We start from the raw sequence: 17,034 nt of genomic DNA, 5'->3' as shown, positions 1-17,034 counted from the left end.
CTAGCGGCGGCTCCTTACCGGCCGGCTTAAAAAAGTCGGTTAAATTTTGCTGATCTTCCAGATGGTTATTGGAATCCCACCAACGGAGACTTTCGAAACGATCAGATAACCTTATCGGGATTCATGATGCCGGCAGGGTCGAAGGACGCCTTCACCCGGCGCATCAGCTCGATCGCCATGGGCGGCGCAGTCGCAATCAGCTCGTCGCGTTTCAGTTGGCCAATGCCGTGCTCGGCCGAGATGGAGCCGTTCAGCGAACGCACGACATCATGCACGGCCTTGTTCATCGGCCGATAGAGATCGAGGAAGGCCTTGTCGTCGCCGTCGACGGGCCTTGAAATGTTGTAGTGAAGGTTGCCGTCGCCCATGTGGCCGAAGCAGACGACGCGCGCACCGGGATCGACCGAAGCGACGGCCTTGGCGCCCCGCTCTATGAATGACGGGATCGAGGCGATCGGCACGGAAATGTCATGTTTGATCGAAGCGCCCTCTGCCTTCTGCGTTTCCGGCAGCGTTTCGCGGAAGTTCCAGAAGGCATCGGCCTGCGCAAGGCTCGCGGCAATCACCGCATCCTGCGCCAGCCCCTTCTCCAGGCCTTCCGACAGGATGTCCTCGATCAACGCCCTGGCGTCCTCGGCCGAACGACCCGACGATACCTGCATCAGCACATACCAGGGCCAATCCTCGGCCAAAGGACGGATGACGCCGGCACCATGGCGCAGCGTGAAATCGTAGGGTGTTTTGGCGATCAGCTCGAAAGCGGTCAACGCCGGCCCCGCACGGTCTTCGGCCAGGTTGAAAAGACCGAGGGCAGCCTGCGGCGACGGCAGGCCGACAAAGGCGACCTCGCGCCCTTTCGGCTTCGGAAAGAGCTTCATGACGGCGGCCGTGATGATGCCCAGCGTTCCCTCAGCACCGACGAACAGGTTCTTCAGATCGTAGCCGGTGTTGTCCTTCTTCAATTTGCGCAGATCGTCGAAAACCTCTCCTGTCGGCAAGACCACTTCAACACCGAGGCAAAGTTCGCGTGCATTGCCATAAGCAAGGACACCCGTGCCACCAGCATTGGAAGAAAGATTGCCGCCGATCTGGCACGAACCCTGCGCAGCCAGCGACAATGGAAACAGTCGGTCGGCAACGTCTGCGGCCTCCTGCAATGACTGCAGGATGACGCCAGCCTCAACGGTCGCAGTGTTCGACTGCGGGTCGATTTCACGAATGCGGTTCAACCTCGACAACGAGAGCACGATCTGATGGCCGGACGCATCCGGCACCTGGCCCCCCACCAGTCCGGTATTGCCGCTTTGCGGCACGACCGGCGTGCGCGTCTCGGTGGCCAGCCGCATGATGCGGCTCACTTCCTCGACACTGCCAGGGCGTAGTACCAACGGTGTACGGCCATGCCAGAGCCCCCGACGCTCGATCAGATAGGGAGCGATGTCGGTCTGGTCGCGCAAAGCGTATTTGGCGCCGACGATATCTGCGAAACGCTGGAGAAGGCTGGAGGAGAGATCGGTGTCGGTCATGCCCAAGAACTAGGGCTCCAGAAGCGGTTTGTCACGCGGCGCGGCAGCACGGGCGAGCCGGTCGTTGATCGCTTCACCAAGACCGTCGCGAGGCACCGGTTCGACGGCGATGACCGCTACACCGACACGGTCGAGATCCTGCATGAAAGCGAACAGATTGGCAGCCGCTTCGGTAAGGTCGCCACGCTCGGACAGGTTCTTCACAGCGACGGCCGCCTGCCAGCCGGCAGCCCTCCTGGGACCGAAGGCCAGCAGGGCCTCTCCGGATGCCACCTTTTCAACACCCAGCCGCATCGCAGCGCCTGGCGCGTAGTGCGAAGCCAGCATTCCCGGTGCCTGGATGCCGCTGGCGCCGCGCAGGAGCTGCACGCCCGCCACCGCCTCGATTTCGGCAGCAGCGACGCCGCCCGGGCGCAGAAGGCGCAAACCTTCGTGTTCTACCTTGACGATGGTCGATTCCAGTCCGACCGGCGTTGCGCCGCCATCGACGACGAGCTTGATGCGACTGCCGAGATCATCGGCCACAGCATGTGCGGTCGTGGCGCTGATCTTGCCTGACGAATTGGCCGAGGGTGCCGCCAGCGGACGGCCAAGGCGGCGGATGAGCTCGCCGCCGAAGCCCTTGGGCATACGCAGCGCAACCGTGTCCAGGCCCGCACTCACCAGCGGATGGATCCCAGCTTCCTGCCTCAACGGCAACACCAGTGTCAAAGGTCCTGGCCAGAAAGCTTGCGCCAGCTTGCACGACAGTGGATCGAATACCGCCAAGCGCTCGGCCATCGCCATGTCCGCAACATGGGCAATCAGCGGGTTGAACCGTGGCCGGCCCTTGGCTTCGAAGATACGGGCAACCGCCTGGCCGTTGGTGGCGTCACCGGCAAGGCCGTAAACGGTCTCGGTCGGAATGGCGACAACCTCGCCGGCTTCGAGCAGAGCCAGCGCAGGTTCCAGAGCCTCGAGGGCAGATATGATGTCGGCCACGATCACAACCTTGTTTGAGGCGGCTGCGTAATACGCGGCGCGACCATGAGCAAGCCTGACGCGCCTATCACTAAAATGCGTCGGACCACCGTAAGCCGATATCAATAGGGTTACGTTAGGGTGCAGGACGGGAGTTTGGGCAAGGGGATAGCTTCATGCGTGGCATGGCAACCGCATTTTTCGGCCTGTGCATGGCGGGTACAGCACAGGCGTCCTCGCTGGTCTATTTCAGCGATGCCGCGCCAGCGGCAACACCTTCGGTGGTTTTTCCGGCCGAAGAACCGGGCACGTCGATGGTGCAGGCCGGCGAAGGCGCTATGCCGGCGGTGACACATGAGAAGGTTTCGGCCATTCCCGACCGCGGCCGGCCAGCAACTGCAACGATGGTGATCCGCAATGGTGTCGTGGGCAGCGCCTTGCCCCGTCATGTCGCCAAGGCTGCGGCAAACAGCAAACAACCGGCAACCGAGATATCCGCAAAAGCCGGGAAGGATGGCTTGGCTGGGAGGCCCAAGTCCGAAGCAGCGCGTTAGGAAATCACCGTCCAAGCGGGCAAAGCGCCTATCGTCGCCCTGCCCGCCCAGCGAATTCGGTCGTGGATGCATAGAAAGGACCGAGACGGCGTAACGCCATCCGCCCGTTCGCAACCAGGTTTAGGCAGCGGCCTTGGCTTCGTCTTCCTCGCCGTCGTCCTCGGCGGTCTCTTCGCCGTCTTCAGACTCGTCCTCGTCTTCGGCGGCTTCTTCGCCATCCTCGGACTCATCTTCATCGTCGGACTCGTCTTCGGATTCCTCGCCGTCGTCGTCCTGCTCATCCTCATCGTCCGAGAGCACGACCTCGTCGTCGTCACGAGCTTCGAGTTCGTATTCGGGGGTAGCTTCGAGCAGCGCCTCGTCAGAGGCCAGGGTGTCTTCAATCATTTCTGGTTCGGCAACGAATGTCATGAAAGCCTCCGTGGGTTCGAGTTGACACCCGATTTGTCCCACGCCGACATCATCGCCATATGACTGTAAGCCGGCTCGGCCGGCTATTTCACAAGTCTCTGAAATAGCTGATCAGAGCGCCTGCCGGCGCCCCGATTTCGACGATCAGCCGGCGATCTTCGAGAAATCGGCGACACGATCGGTTGCGCTTCGGATTCGCGACAACAGCGCCAGACGGTTCGCCCGCACAGCGGTGTCGTCGTCGTTGACGAGAACCTTGTCGAAGAACGTGTCGACCGGCTCGCGCAGTGTGCTCAGCGCCACCATGGCGCCGGAAAAATCTTCCCGGCCAATGGCTTCGCCTGCCTGGGCTTCCACCTGATCGATCGCGCCGAACAGACTTTTCTCCGCGTCGTCGCGGAACAGTGCCGGATCGACAGCAGCAGCCACTGCCGTGCCCTTCTTCTCCTCGGCCGCGAGGATGTTGGCCGCGCGCTTGGTGCCGGCCAGAAGGTTTTTGCCGTCTTCGGCTTCAAGCAGCTTGCCGAGCGCCTCGACCCGACGCGCGACAGTCAACAGGTCATCGGCGTCCGGCGTGATGACGGCATCGATCAGATCGTGGCGTGCGCCCTGATCGCGCAGATAAACCTTCAGGCGGTCGTGGAAGAAAGAGAGAAGGTCGGCAGCCCAATCACCGGCCTGGTCCGACACCACCGCCGTTGTTCTGGCCTTGTTGGCCTCGTCAAAGACTTTGCGCAGGCCCAACCGTGCCCCGTTCTCGATCAAGATTCTGATCACGCCCAGCGCAGCGCGGCGCAAGGCGTAGGGATCCTTCGAACCGGTCGGCTTCTCGTCGATCACCCAGAACCCGACCAGCGTGTCGAGTTTGTCGGCCAGCGCCACCGAAACCGACACTGGATCGGTCGGCACACGGTCTGACGGTCCCTGCGGTTTGTAATGTTCCTCGATCGCTGCCGCCACGGAAGCGTCTTCACCCTGGAGGAGTGCATATTTGCGACCCATGGCGCCCTGCAGCTCCGGGAATTCACCCACCACTTCGGTCTGCAGATCGGCCTTGGCCAAAACCGCGGCGCGTTCGGCCGAAACCGGATCCGCACCGACGATCAGGGCAATTTTACGGGCGAGTGTGCGGATGCGCTCGACGCGCGCGCCCTGCGTGCCCAGCTTGGCATGGAAGGTGACATTGAGATGGTCGAGCCTGGCCATGCGCTGGTCGAGCGGTTTGGCAAGATCAAGATCGAACTTTGCAGCAGAGTTTTCCAGCGCGCCGAGGTCCGGCAGGTCACCCTGATCGGTGTTCCAGAAGTAGAGTGCATCCGACAAGCGCGCACGCACGACCTTGCCGTTGCCATGAGCGATCTCGGCGCCGCCGTCCTTGGCTTCGATGTTGGCGGTAAGGATGAAGCGGTTGGAGAGCTCTTCCGCCTCGCCTTGCGGGCGGGTGACGAAACACTTCTGGTTGGCGCGGATGGTCAGGCGGATCACTTCCGGCGGGATCGCCAGGAAAGCCTGCTCGAACTCGCCCATCAGAACCACCGGCCATTCGACCAGGCCGGAGACCTCTTCGAGCAGCCCATCGTCCTCGACCAGGTCCAGCCCATTAGCGAAGGTCAGGTTGCGGGCATCGGCCAGGATGATCTCCTTGCGCCGCTCGGCGTCGATAACGACCTTGGCTGCCTCAAGCTTCGCGGCATAATCGTCGAATCGCTTGACCGTGATGGCCCCAGGCGCATGGAAACGGTGGCCATAGGTGACGTTGCCGGCGCGGATACCGTCGATCTCGAAATCGACGACCACCGGCTCCTCGGTTTCCGGGCCGAAGGTACAGACGATGGACTGCAGCGGACGCACCCAGCGCAAGGAGCCGGGTTTGGCCGACGCAGGCCCCCAGCGCATCGACTTGGGCCAGGGGAAGCTGCGAATGATGGTCGGAACCAGTTCGGCGATCACGTCTTCAGCGGCGCGGCCAGGCTTGGAGATATGGGCAACGTAGAAATCGCCCTTCTTCGGATCGGAATGAACATGGGCATCTGCAATCGATGCCAGGCCCGCCTTGCGCAGGAACCCTTCGATCGCCTGCTCAGGCGCCTTGGTCGACGGCCCCTTGATCTCCTCGCGCACATCCTTGGAGCGTGCGGTGAGACCACGAACATCGAGCGTCAGACGGCGTGGCGTCCAATATTCGCGCGCCGCCTCATAGGTAAGACCCGCCTCGACAAGACCGTCGGTCAGCATCTTCTTCAGATCACCGGCGGCCTTCCTCTGCATGCGAGCAGGGATTTCCTCGGAACGTAGTTCAAGAAGCAGATCGGGCATGGTCGGTCTCAAACGGGAAAGCTGCGGCGGCAATAGCAAGTCGTCCGCGCCCTGTCACCCTTCGTGCGAGCGAACCGGTCGATGAAAATTTAGACCGGCGTGTCGGGAAGCAGCTGCGTGACCCGTCCTAGGGACACAACGACATCACTGAAACTCAGCGCTGAAGCGGTCAACGCTCAGACGGGAAACCATTGGCCGACACCATGAAAACAGCATCGACACTGCTTCAGGTCATCGCGCTGAGCGCCTGCTTCGTCAATCAGGTCGAGGCGCCTGCCGAATTCAGGATGCCAGGCGTGCGACAAGCCTTGAAGACGATCGCTGGACCCGATCGCCAGTCCCTTCCTGCTGCTATCATCGACGCCGAATTGGCCGACGAAGGTTAAGCTCAGGCAGCCATTCCACCAGCCTCGGTCAGCAGGAAAGCTTCGCCACAAGCCTTGGCCAAATTGCGCACACGCAGGATGTAGCTCTGTCGCTCGGTGACCGAGATCACGCCGCGCGCGTCGAGCAGGTTGAAGACATGGCTGGCCTTGATGCATTGATCGTAAGCTGGGAACACCATCTTGTGCATGGCGACATTGGCGTTCGCATCAGGCGCGCCAGCCTCCAGCAACGCCTTGCACTCGGCTTCCGCATCCTCGAAATGACGCAGCAGCATGGCCGTGTTGGCATGCTCGAAATTGTGCCGCGAATACTCCTGCTCTGCCTGCAGGAAGACCTCGCCGTAAGAAACGCGATCCGGCCCTTCCATGCCGTTGAAGTTCAGGTCGTAGACATTGTCGACGCCCTGCACATACATGGCGAGCCGCTCCAGCCCGTAGGTCAGCTCACCCGCCACCGGAGCGCATTCGATACCGCAGACCTGCTGGAAATAGGTGAACTGCGACACTTCCATGCCGTCGCACCAGCATTCCCAGCCGAGCCCCCAGGCGCCGAGCGTCGGGCTTTCCCAGTCGTCCTCGACGAAACGGATGTCATGCAGCAGCGGATCGATGCCGATCGCCTTCAGCGAGCCGAGATAAAGCTCCTGCAGGTTCGACGGGTTCGGCTTCAGGATGACCTGATACTGATAATAATGCTGCAGCCGGTTCGGGTTCTCGCCGTAGCGACCGTCCTTCGGGCGGCGTGACGGCTGCACATAGGCAGCGTTCCATCGACGAGGGCCGAGCGCGCGCAGCGTCGTCGCCGGATGAAACGTACCGGCCCCCACTTCCATGTCGTATGGCTGCAGGATGACACAACCATGCGCAGCCCAATAATTGTGCAGCGTCAGGATAAGGCCCTGGAACGAGCGCTTGGGGTCCAGATTGGCGGGAAGTTCGGCGGTCACGGCGGCCTCGATGGGGGGAGCTGCAGGATGCGCCACTCCCTAGTGCCGAGGGGGAAAGGCGTCAAGGCGACGAGACGATAACAGCAGGCAGGTGCCGATCAGTCTGCCAACTCTCCCGAAAAATTGGTGCCCTCGTTCGGGTTCTCGCAAAAGGCCAGAATTCCCTGGAATGCTGGTTTCTTGATCGCCGGTGGGCCATAAAAACTGATGCTGAACGTACCCCAGTAGGTCGATCCGTCCTGTTCGGCTGAACATGGCTGTGTTTTCACCACATCCTGCCAGGTTCCGCTGAGGACATTGTCGGCCAGTTTGCCGACGGTTCTGCCCGCATATCTGTCAAAAACGATCGCGTACTCGCCCGTGTCGAGCCGGCTGATGGTCAATGGACCGTTGGCCGTATTCCAGCGGCCGTAGATCCTGATTTCGTCCGCCATGGCCGCAGAAGGCAGCAAGATCGCCAAAGACAGGCACACGCGCAGCATCGCCATACCCCCAAACTTACCACTGCGATCATGGCTGGCTGCGGGTCTGGAAGTCAACGAGATGCTGAAAACGGAACAGCATGCCGCTTTGAGGGGCCGTTACGAACCCCTTTCAACTCACCCTTTCGGAGCGGTCGGCTTCGGCTTTGGCGCTTCCTGTGCCGTCTTGTTCTCGAGCGGCGGCAGGCCCTTGAGCAGTTTCTGCTCGACAGAGGCCAGCACGTCCGGCTCGGGCTTCAGATCGCGAGCATGGCGCCACTGGAAAGTGGCCTCCAGCTTGCGGCCGACACGCCAATAGACGTCGCCCAGATGATCGTTCAGCACCGGATCTTCCGGCTTCAACTGCACGGCACGCTCCATCTCGCGCACCGCGTCGTCGTAGCGACCAAGCTTGTAGTAGGCCCAACCCAGGGAATCGACGATGTAGCCATCGCTCGGCCGCAATTCGGCGGCCTTCTTGATCATATCCAGCGCTTCCTTGAGGTTGGTGCCCATGTCGACCCAGGAATAGCCCAGGTAGTTCAGCACCTGGGGCTGGTTCGGATAGAGCTCCAGCGCCTTGCGGAAGTTCGGCTCGGCTTTCGGCCATTCCTTGACGCGCTCATAGGCGATACCGCGCTGGTAGAAGATGTTCCAATCGGCCTTGGTCGGCGTCTTCAACACGGCAACCGCCTTGTCGAACAGTTCAGCGGCGGAACGGAAATCCTGCTTGGAAGCATAAACGCCACCCAGAGCCAGATAACCGCGCATGTCCTGTGGACTGGCTTCCACAAGAACTTTCAGTTGCTTGATCGCTTCGTCATTGCGACCGAGATCCGCGAGGTTCAGACCAGTCTGAAGCTCCGAGACCTCCTTCAGCGACGACGATGCCGGAATACGGCGGTAGAAGTCGATGGCGCGCTCGCCATCCTTGAGCTGCTCGGCAACGGCGGCAAGCTGCACCAGAACGACATCGCTGTCGGGCTTCAGCGCCAAAGCATATTCGAGATAGAGGCGCACGAAAGGCTCACCACCGCCACGATTGAGCGCGGTGGCAAGATTGAGCAGAATTTCGGATGCACCTTCCGAAGGGTTCGCGACCAGCGGATCCGGCTTCTCGCCCTTGCCGATCTTCTCGCGCAGGGAGACGATCTCGATCTTGCCCGGGCCGAACTCCTCTGCCTGCTTGAGGACTGAAAGAGCCTTTTCCTTGTCGCCCTTGCGGGCCAGGAAGATCGCATAGGCCTGTGCCGCGCGCATCCACGTCTCGGGCGCGGCCCCTCCTGCGGAGGTGTTGCCGATGGCCTCTGCATAAGCAGCGTCGGCCTTGTCGGTCTTTCCGGCGGCATCGGCGATCAGCGCGCGATGGTAAGCCTTGAACAGGTCGAACCATTCGGGCCCTTCCAGCTTGCCGACATAATCCATCCCGTCGGTGCCCTGGCCGGCACCCTGCTTGGCCCAGCCGGTCATGACACCGCTGATCAGCTTGTCGAGGTCCGCGCCAAGCGACAGCTTCAGCCAGTACTGCGCCTTGGTGAAATCCTTCTTCTTGAAACTGTCCACCGCCAGCGCCAGACGCGAGAAGCGCTCGATATCCGGCACTTCCTTGAGCTTGTCGGCGTAAGGCAGCGATTCCTCGAAGCGGCCCTGTGCGATGAGCGAAAGCATCAGGCTCTGCTGGAGCTGCGTATCCTCGGGCGCGAAGGCCAGCGCCTGCTTGTAATAGTTGATGGCGTTGTCGAGATCGTTGTCGTTCTCAGCGATCCTCGCCGACAGGTAAGCGCCGGAGAATGAGTTGATTTCGACAGGTGCCGATGCCGGCGCAGCGAAACCGGACTGCGTCTGGGCCGCAAGGCCCGCGAGGATGGCCAGGCTCGAAAGCCAGCGAGCACGTCTTTGCCGCATCGTATCCCTTTCTGGCGGCGTCTCCCGGCTTGGGCAGGGATCGCCAAGAATCCTTCATTCCGGCAAAGCATGGCCTTTTTGGGGTCGCGCTTCAATCCGGCTCGCGGTCACAATGCGGACATCGTCTTAACAAAGCATGGCTCCCGGTGACGCCGCCTGCACTGGGGAATGGCTGTTGCCCCCGTGACGATCGTGGCGGACAATTGCCGTGCTCCCCATGAAATACGTCACATGAGGTTCTTCAATGAATTCCAGGAACTGGGTCCTCGCGGCAGCGGGGCTCTTTCTGTCCGCCACCGGCGCACAGGCAGAGACGATCTGCACCGCGTTCGCCGAAGCCGACACCGGCAAAATATTGAAGCAGGAAGGCATTTGCGACCAACGGGTTACAGCCGTATCCACCTTCAAGATCGCCCTCGCCCTGATGGGTTACGATTCCGGATTTCTGAAAGACACTCACGACCCGAAACTGCCTTTCAAAAAAGGCTATGCCGGCTGGATCAAAAGCTGGCGCACCGACACCGACCCGACAAGCTGGATCCGGAATTCCGTGGTCTGGTACTCATGGCAGATCACACAGTCGCTGGGTGAGGCAAAATTCAAGCGGTACGTCGAAGCGTTCGACTACGGCAACAGGGATATTTCAGGCAATGCAGGCAAGAACGACGGCCTGACGCGATCCTGGCTGTCTTCTTCTCTCAAGATATCGCCGCTGGAACAGCTCAGCTTCCTCGAAAAAATCGTCACCCGCAAACTGCCGGTCAACGCCAGGGCTTTCGACATGACGGCCAAGATCACCACCGTCGGAAAATTGTCGAACGGTTGGGAAGTGCACGGCAAGACAGGGACCGGCTTCCCGCGCAAGGTGGACGGCAAGGAGGATTGGAGCCGGTCGTACGGCTGGTTCGTCGGCTGGGCAACCAAGGATGATCGCACAATCGTGTTCGCACGCCTGATCCAGGACAGCAAACGCGAAGCAGAGCCTGCCGGCCCCCGCGCCCGGGAAGCTTTCCTGCAGGAATTGCCGAAGGTGCTGGACGCGCTCTGGGCGAACAAATGAGGGGGCGCTGCGCCTCAGCGCCGCCGCCAATCCCAGTGTCTCAGTTCACGCGGCTGATGCAGAAATCGATGACATCGATCAGCGCCATCTTCTGAGGGGTTGCCTCGAGCGGCGCCAGCGCATCACGCGCGATTTCGCCGAAATGACGGGCACGGCCGATCGTGTCCGAGATGGCGGCGTGCTTTGTCATCAGGCCGATCGCTTTCTCGAGACCGGCATCGTCCGCCACGTTTTGCTCGATGGCCTGCTTCCAGAAAGCGCGCTCGGCCGCTGTACCGCGCCGATAGGCAAGGATCACCGGCAGCGTGACCTTGCCCTCGCGGAAGTCGTCACCGACATTCTTGCCGAGGTCCTTGGACGAGCCGCCATAGTCGAGCGCATCGTCGATGAGCTGGAAGGCAAGGCCGAGATTCATGCCATAGGACCGCAGTGCCGCGCGATCAGTGCGCGAGGCCCCGGCGATCACCGGGCCAACTTCAGCGGCGGCCGCGAACAACGCCGCGGTCTTGGCCTTGATGACCGAAAAATGCTCATCCTCGGTGGTGTCGAGATTTTTCGCCGCGGCAAGTTGCATGACTTCGCCCTCGGCGATGATCGAGGCGGCGGAGGAGAGGATGTCGAGAGCGTCCAACGAGCCGACGTCGACCATCATGCGGAACGCCTGACCGAGCAGAAAATCGCCAACCAGCACGCTTGCCTGGTTGCCCCAGATCATGCGCGCCGTTTTCTTGCCGCGTCGCATGCCGCTTTCGTCGACCACATCGTCGTGCAGAAGGGTCGCTGTGTGCATGAATTCGACGCTCGTCGCGAGCTTGACGTGGCCTTCGCCGGAATATCCGAACATCTGCGCTGCAGCGAGCGTCAGCATCGGGCGCAACCGCTTGCCGCCCGAAGAGATCAGATGGTTTGCAACCTCGGGGATCATCTGCACGTCGGAACCGGCCTTGGACAGGATCAGTTCGTTGACCCGTCCCATATCCGACGCCGTCAGGTCGATCAGGTCCTTGATCGACGCAGCTTCCCGCTTTCCGTCTTCGAGGTTGAGAACAACACCCACGCCAAAACTCCCGTACGCCGCGCCACCGCACGCTGCTTGATTGGACTCTAGCGGCCGGAGCGCATACGGCAAGTGGCGAATTGGCGCGGATTGCGCAAGAGGGTATTGGAGCGAACCGTTTACATCGCGGGGACAAGCTGCGATTTTGCCGGCATGATCGAGCTCATTCGCACCAACGACGCCGTTGTCATCTCCTTTGTCGAATCGCTGATGCGCGATGCCGAGATAGGCTACCTGACCGCCGATCAGAACATGAGCGTGCTGGACGGTTCGATCGGCATCCTGCCGCGCCGGATCCTCGTCGAGGACGACCGCATCGAGGAAGCCCGTCGTATTCTCACCGACGCGGGCATTGCCAACGAAATCCGCCGGCCATGACAATGGCCGAACCGGCCGTCGTGCCAAGGCACACGGTGGATGCCTTCCATCGCGGCCGTTTCTGGCTGGTGCAACCGGCTGAGGGCGGACATCGTGCCGGTATGGACGCCATGACGCTGGCCTCCGCCGTACCAACCGATTTTGCCGGGCAAGTGGTTGATTTCGGCGCTGGTGCCGGCGCTGCAGGGCTCGCGGTCGTCTCGCGCTGCGATCGTGCGCGGGCGACACTGGTCGAACGATCTCCTGAAATGGCGGCTTTCGCCGAAGCGTCGCTGGCGCACCCGGCCAATCAGCATCTCAGCGACCGGGTAACGGTGCTACGCGCCGACGTCACACTGACTGGGAAGGCGCGAGGCACCGCAGGGCTCCCCGACAACCGGTTCGACTTCGTCATCATGAATCCACCCTTCAACGACGGCGTGGACCGCGCCACGCCCGACGCGCTGCGGCGCGAAGCGCATGTCATGACAGATGGGCTGTTCGAGACCTGGGTGCGCAGTGCCGCCGCCGTGGTCAAACCGCGCGGCGGCGTCGCGATCATCGCGCGACCGGAATCCCTGGCCGCCATCCTCGACGCGCTGGCCGGTCGTTTCGGCAACGCCGAGATCGTGCCGGTGCACCCACGTGCCGATCGACCGGCGATCCGTATCGTTGTCCGTGGAATGCTCGGTGCACGTGGCAAGCTGGCGCTCAAGCCTCCGCTCGTGCTGCACGATGCCACGGCGAAGGGACTTTTGCCGCTGGCCGACGCCATCAGCAACGGAACGGCCACGCTTTTCGGAGATTGACCGTCCTTCACCATTGCTGTCCGGTAGCAAATGCCTACATGCCTCTAGAGCGCCGCGCGTCCTTTTGGACGCGCACAGGTCGCTCTAACACTTTGATTTGGCGCATGATCCTTTCCGAAAATCGATTCTGGTTTTCGGGGTCATGCGCTAGCCAAACTGGAGAACCACATCCCGTGCGTCGCCTTTTCAACCGCATCCTGCCTAAATCGTGGCGCTCCACCGATGTCGTCGTGCCTGTCATCCGGCTGCACGGCACGATCATGGCGGGCGGCAGCCAATTCCGGCAGAACCTCTCGCTGGCTTCGACGGTCGGCTTGATCGAAAAAGCGTTCTCCTTTCCCGGACCGGCAGTCGCAATCTCGATCAACTCGCCCGGCGGCTCCCCAGTTCAGTCGCGGCTGATCTACAAGCGCATCCGCGACCTGGCTGCAGAGAAAAACAAGAAAGTATTTGTCTTCGTCGAGGACGTGGCGGCTTCCGGCGGCTACATGATCGCCGTTGCCGCCGACGAGATCATCGCCGACCCGTCATCCATCGTCGGATCGATCGGCGTCATTTCCGGGACGTTCGGCTTCACCGACCTGATCAAGAAGATCGGCGTCGAACGCCGTGTGCACACCGCCGGCAAAAACAAATCCTCGATGGACCCGTTCCAGCCTGAAAAGAAGGAAGACGTCGAGCGACTGAAAACGCTGATGCTGGAGCTGCACGAGACCTTCATCGATCTGGTCAAGGAGCGGCGCGGCAGCAGATTGAAGGACGATCCGGACCTGTTCACCGGCCTGTTCTGGACCGGGAAGAAAGGACTGGAACTCGGCCTGGTCGACGGGCTGGGCGACATGCGCAGCACGCTCAAGGACCGCTTCGGTCCGAAAACCCAGTTGAAACTGGTCAGCCAGCCGCGAGGGCTGTTCAGCCGCTTCGGCCTTTTCGGCTCGTCCGGCGGCTTCAGCGCTCCGGCGCTGGCCGCCGCAGGCGTTGACGCGCTTTTCGATGCGGCGGAAGAACGCGCGCTGTGGAGCCGTTTCGGCCTTTGAAAAGCCACGGGAACGGTCTACGATGATTGCTTGCCCGACCCGAACGTCCGAGGATCATTGAGGAAGGAGTTTCGAGATGCCGCAGATCATCTTCTTCATCGTCATCGGCGTCGTTGCCTATGTCGGGTACCGTTCTTTCACCAAGGAAGCTGAACGTGTGACCGCCAAGGTGCGACGCACCGAACAGCAACGGACCAACGGTACAACGGGGACGCTGGTGAAGGACCCCAAGACCGGCGAATACCGGCTGGCCAAGGATTGAGCACCGCGACACTTGCCATTGAATCTGAAGACCATGCCGTGGATGCCCGACTGGCGCCCGCGAAGGTCAATCTTGCTCTCCATGTCACCGGTCGACGCGCCGATGGTTATCACACCATCGAGAGCCTCGCCGTGTTCACCCGCTTCGGAGATCGGGTCGAAGTGCAAAGGGCAGATGAGGATCGCTTCAGCGTTTCGGGCCGTTTCGCCGGGCTGGTTCCAGCGGATGAAACCAATCTGATCCTCAAGGCGCGCGATGCGCTGCGCCACCATGTCGGCCCGGGCAACGCTCCACCGGTGGCGATCTCGCTCGAAAAGAACCTTCCGGTGGCTTCCGGCATCGGCGGCGGATCAAGCGATGCGGCAGCCGCGTTGCGCGCGCTCGTCTCGACATGGAACCCCGGCATCGACGAGGCGCAGTTGGCGCGGATCGGTTTTTCGCTCGGCGCCGATCTGCCCATGTGCCTCAAGGCGCAGCCGCTTCTTGCCTATGGCGCCGGCGAAACGGTTTCGACGGTATCGAAATTTCCTGCGCTCGGCCTGGTCATGGTCAATCCGGGCATTGCAGTCGCCACTCCAGACGTGTTCCGAGCACTCGCCCGCTGCGACAACGAAGCGCTACCGCCGCTGCCGAAGACCCTCGACTTCCACAGCCTGCTCAGTTGGCTGGAGACCACTCGCAACGACCTCGAAACCGCGGCCGAGACGATCGCCCCCCTGATCGGCAAGGCCAAGGCTTCGCTGCTGCGAGCCGATGCTGCCTTTGCCCGCATGTCGGGCTCGGGCGCCACCTGTTTCGGCCTGTTTGAAACCGGCAACGTCGCCAAACGCGCTGCCGCAAGCATCCGCTCGCGCCATCCGGACTGGTTTGTTGCCGCGACACGCTCCCTGCCATCCGAGGCGTTGGAAGATCAACATGCCTGATACGGGCCGTCCCTTTGTCGCTGTTCGCTTCGCAGTGCTGACCGTTTCCGATACGCGCAGCCTCGCCGACGACAAATCTGGCCAAACATTGGCCGACCGCATCGAGGATGCCGGGCATATCATGGCCGCTCGCGCCATTGTTCCGGACGACCGCGACAAGATCCGTGACAAGGTATTGACCTGGTCGAAGGATGAAAGCGTCGATGCCATCATCACCACCGGCGGCACCGGCTTTACCGGCCGCGACGTGACGCCGGATGCATTGGAACCGATCTTCGAGAAGCGCATGGACGGCTTCTCGGAGGTTTTCCACCGCATCTCCTATGACAAGATCGGCACTTCGACCATCCAGAGCCGGGCAACCGGCGGTGTCATCAACGCAACCTTCGTCTTCGTGCTGCCGGGATCGCCCGGCGCGTGCAAGGATGCCTGGGACGGCATCCTCAAGGCCCAATTCGACTACCGGCATATGCCCTGCAATTTCGTGGAGATCATGCCGAGGCTGGACGAACACCTGCGGCGCGGCGGCAAGTAACACAAAGCATTGCAGCCTTTTCCCTTGATTTCGAAGCCGCGCGCAGCATCCGGCCTCTGAACCGACATTTCGAGACGGTGGCAAAAGCGCTATCCTTCCTTTCCGAAAGGGAGGCAGCGATGACCGTTTACGAAGGCGGATGCCATTGCGGCAACATCCGACTGTCGTTCCAGACAGCTATCGCCCCGCACGACCTGGAGATCCGGGCCTGCCAATGCTCATTCTGCCGGAGGCACAATTCGCTGGCGGCTGCCGACCCCAACGGTATCTTGACCATCGACGTACAGAACGAAGCGCGGCTGTCGCGCTATGCTTTCGGCCTGAGAACGGCCGAATATCTTGTCTGCCGCGATTGCGGCGTCTACGTCGCCGCCGTGACGATCGATGCTGTCGAGCGACGGGCAATCGTTATCGTCAACGCGCTGGATGAGCGCGAACAATTCGACCGCGAACCTTCCCCCACCGTCTATGACAAGGAAACGCGCGACCAGCGCATCACCCGGCGCAGCACCCGATGGATGCCTGTGAAATGGTCCGGCGAATTCTGAAGATATGAGACGAAGGCAATTCCAGGAAAAGCGCGCAGCGGTTTTCCGCAGGAATTGCATAAGCACAAAGAGTTAGAGCGTTTCAGCGTTTCCGTGAAAAACGGAACGCTCTAAGGCCGGCGGAAGCTCGTCGGGCCACCATAAAGATAGCCGATACGGGCGATCGCGTCCTTCAGCCCCTCCAGAGCCACAGTCATGGTGTGACCATTGGCGTGGATCATCATTTCGCCGTCGGTCATGATTGCGACATGGCCTTTCCAGAACACCAAGTCGCCGCGCCGCAGGCCGGAATAGTCGGTGGTCGTGTCGAGAGGCCTACCCAGCGATGTCTCCTGCATATCGGTGTCGCGGAGCACATCGCGACCGGCCATGCGCATGGAAAGCTGCACCAGCCCGGAGCAGTCAATGCCGAAAGCCGAGGCCCCCCCCCACAGATAGGGTGTGCCGAGGAACGTTTCGGCGATCGAGACATAGTCTGTCGCCTGTTCACCGATCGGCCGCAGATGGCCAGCGATGATCGTCTCGCCGGACGACAGCACCGCGTAGTGCGTGCCGCGCGTCTCAGCGGCACCGGTGACTGTGACAGTCGACCCCATCGACAATTGGCCGCTGCGCGGAAAACGCAGGTCCGGCCCCGGATACAGGAACGTACGCCCTGCCGAGACGATATGGGTCGCGGCGGCGGCGCGCGTCTTCAGTTGCTCGAGCAGGATGTAGCCAACATAGCCGTCGCGCTCACCCTGAACCCAGGCCCAGCCGTTGGCTTCGTCGAACACCAGGACGTCGTCGCCCGACAAGAACTGTGTGTCGATGCCGGAATCGAGGCGTGGTGCGCGGCGCAGGTCGGCGACTGAAGTCGCTATCTGTGCAGGCCGCCCTGTGACGAAACGCTCGGCTGCCACCTCCCCCTTCAGCCGGGCATCGGCGAGGTCGGTGCGAAAAGCGTGCAGGCGGGCATCGTGAGCGGTCAAGACATCAAC

The 17,034-nt window shown here is 61.6% G+C and carries 19 protein-coding genes; 10 read left to right on the top strand and 9 right to left on the bottom strand.

Annotated features, from left to right (window positions below):
- Positions 1–101: 101 nt before the first annotated feature.
- Both AC3WTO_RS02400 and AC3WTO_RS02395 read right to left on the bottom strand, forming a co-directional pair.
- Positions 102–1,526, bottom strand: a complete 1,425-nt coding sequence (locus AC3WTO_RS02400) for an FAD-binding oxidoreductase (RefSeq protein ID WP_492459081.1) — start codon at positions 1,524–1,526, stop codon at positions 102–104.
- 9 nt (positions 1,527–1,535) lie between these two features.
- Complete coding sequence (locus AC3WTO_RS02395) at positions 1,536–2,507, bottom strand: L-threonylcarbamoyladenylate synthase (RefSeq protein WP_492459080.1); 972 nt, start codon at positions 2,505–2,507, stop codon at positions 1,536–1,538.
- Between the two features lie 155 nt (positions 2,508–2,662).
- Between AC3WTO_RS02395 and AC3WTO_RS02390 the strand changes: the two genes are divergently transcribed.
- Entirely contained in the window at positions 2,663–3,040 is a 378-nt protein-coding gene (locus AC3WTO_RS02390; RefSeq protein WP_492459079.1) for a hypothetical protein, read from the top strand.
- 120 nt (positions 3,041–3,160) lie between these two features.
- On the opposite strand, the gene AC3WTO_RS02385 is transcribed toward AC3WTO_RS02390, so the two are convergent.
- Entirely contained in the window at positions 3,161–3,451 is a 291-nt protein-coding gene (locus tag AC3WTO_RS02385) for a hypothetical protein (RefSeq protein WP_492459078.1), read from the bottom strand.
- Between the two features lie 144 nt (positions 3,452–3,595).
- Positions 3,596–5,767 (bottom strand): glycine--tRNA ligase subunit beta, encoded by a 2,172-nt coding sequence (gene glyS / locus AC3WTO_RS02380; protein WP_492459077.1) that lies wholly within the window; start codon positions 5,765–5,767, stop codon positions 3,596–3,598.
- A gap of 191 nt (positions 5,768–5,958) precedes the next feature.
- Between glyS and AC3WTO_RS02375 the strand changes: the two genes are divergently transcribed.
- A complete protein-coding gene (locus AC3WTO_RS02375; RefSeq protein ID WP_492459076.1) occupies positions 5,959–6,153 on the top strand; it encodes a hypothetical protein in 195 nt (64 codons plus the stop codon).
- Between the two features lie 2 nt (positions 6,154–6,155).
- Here the strand turns inward: AC3WTO_RS02375 and AC3WTO_RS02370 are convergent, their stop codons facing one another.
- From AC3WTO_RS02370 to AC3WTO_RS02360, 3 genes are all read right to left on the bottom strand, one after another.
- The gene (locus AC3WTO_RS02370; protein WP_492459075.1) at positions 6,156–7,100 is read right to left on the bottom strand and encodes a glycine--tRNA ligase subunit alpha; all 945 of its coding nucleotides are present in this window, start codon (positions 7,098–7,100) and stop codon (positions 6,156–6,158) included.
- Positions 7,101–7,198: 98 nt separating this feature from the next.
- Positions 7,199–7,588 (bottom strand): hypothetical protein, encoded by a 390-nt coding sequence (locus tag AC3WTO_RS02365; RefSeq protein ID WP_492459074.1) that lies wholly within the window; start codon positions 7,586–7,588, stop codon positions 7,199–7,201.
- A gap of 111 nt (positions 7,589–7,699) precedes the next feature.
- Positions 7,700–9,466 (bottom strand): tetratricopeptide repeat protein, encoded by a 1,767-nt coding sequence (locus AC3WTO_RS02360; RefSeq protein ID WP_492459073.1) that lies wholly within the window; start codon positions 9,464–9,466, stop codon positions 7,700–7,702.
- A gap of 244 nt (positions 9,467–9,710) precedes the next feature.
- Here AC3WTO_RS02360 and blaOXA point away from each other — a divergent pair, with 244 nt between their 5' ends.
- The gene (gene blaOXA / locus AC3WTO_RS02355) at positions 9,711–10,526 is read left to right on the top strand and encodes a class D beta-lactamase (RefSeq protein ID WP_492459072.1); all 816 of its coding nucleotides are present in this window, start codon (positions 9,711–9,713) and stop codon (positions 10,524–10,526) included.
- Positions 10,527–10,566: 40 nt separating this feature from the next.
- On the opposite strand, the gene AC3WTO_RS02350 is transcribed toward blaOXA, so the two are convergent.
- Entirely contained in the window at positions 10,567–11,583 is a 1,017-nt protein-coding gene (locus AC3WTO_RS02350; RefSeq protein ID WP_492459071.1) for a polyprenyl synthetase family protein, read from the bottom strand.
- 153 nt (positions 11,584–11,736) lie between these two features.
- On the opposite strand from AC3WTO_RS02350, the gene AC3WTO_RS02345 reads away from it, so the two are divergent.
- The 7 genes from AC3WTO_RS02345 to AC3WTO_RS02315 all read left to right on the top strand — a co-directional run bounded on the left by AC3WTO_RS02345 (position 11,737) and on the right by AC3WTO_RS02315 (position 16,054).
- Positions 11,737–11,961: a putative signal transducing protein gene (locus AC3WTO_RS02345; RefSeq protein ID WP_492459070.1), complete on the top strand. Its 225-nt coding sequence runs from the start codon at positions 11,737–11,739 to the stop codon at positions 11,959–11,961.
- On the top strand, positions 11,958–12,749 hold the full coding sequence (locus AC3WTO_RS02340; RefSeq protein ID WP_492459069.1) for a tRNA1(Val) (adenine(37)-N6)-methyltransferase: 792 nt from the start codon (positions 11,958–11,960) through the stop codon (positions 12,747–12,749). Before AC3WTO_RS02345 ends, AC3WTO_RS02340 begins: the two co-directional genes overlap by 4 nt.
- A 173-nt stretch (positions 12,750–12,922) precedes the next feature.
- Positions 12,923–13,786 (top strand): S49 family peptidase, encoded by an 864-nt coding sequence (locus AC3WTO_RS02335; protein WP_492459068.1) that lies wholly within the window; start codon positions 12,923–12,925, stop codon positions 13,784–13,786.
- A 76-nt stretch (positions 13,787–13,862) separates the two neighbouring features.
- Positions 13,863–14,048, top strand: a complete 186-nt coding sequence (locus AC3WTO_RS02330) for a hypothetical protein (RefSeq protein ID WP_492459067.1) — start codon at positions 13,863–13,865, stop codon at positions 14,046–14,048.
- Between the two features lie 38 nt (positions 14,049–14,086).
- Complete coding sequence (locus AC3WTO_RS02325; protein ID WP_492459066.1) at positions 14,087–14,971, top strand: 4-(cytidine 5'-diphospho)-2-C-methyl-D-erythritol kinase; 885 nt, start codon at positions 14,087–14,089, stop codon at positions 14,969–14,971.
- A complete protein-coding gene (gene moaB / locus AC3WTO_RS02320; protein WP_492459065.1) occupies positions 14,964–15,506 on the top strand; it encodes a molybdenum cofactor biosynthesis protein B in 543 nt (180 codons plus the stop codon). The genes AC3WTO_RS02325 and moaB overlap by 8 nt, the downstream gene beginning before the upstream one ends.
- A gap of 119 nt (positions 15,507–15,625) precedes the next feature.
- Positions 15,626–16,054, top strand: coding sequence for a GFA family protein (locus AC3WTO_RS02315; RefSeq protein WP_492459064.1), 429 nt, complete (start codon positions 15,626–15,628; stop codon positions 16,052–16,054).
- A gap of 110 nt (positions 16,055–16,164) precedes the next feature.
- On the opposite strand, the gene AC3WTO_RS02310 is transcribed toward AC3WTO_RS02315, so the two are convergent.
- Positions 16,165–17,025 carry a C40 family peptidase gene (locus AC3WTO_RS02310; protein WP_492459063.1) on the bottom strand — a complete coding sequence of 287 codons (861 nt, stop codon included), beginning with the start codon at positions 17,023–17,025 and terminating at the stop codon, positions 16,165–16,167.
- Positions 17,026–17,034: the final 9 nt, after the last annotated feature.

Source organism: Mesorhizobium sp. EU05-FHT14A09 (assembly GCF_058790995.1).
The sequence above is the reverse complement of the archived record's forward strand: the minus strand, read 5'-3'. Positions and strand labels throughout refer to the sequence as shown.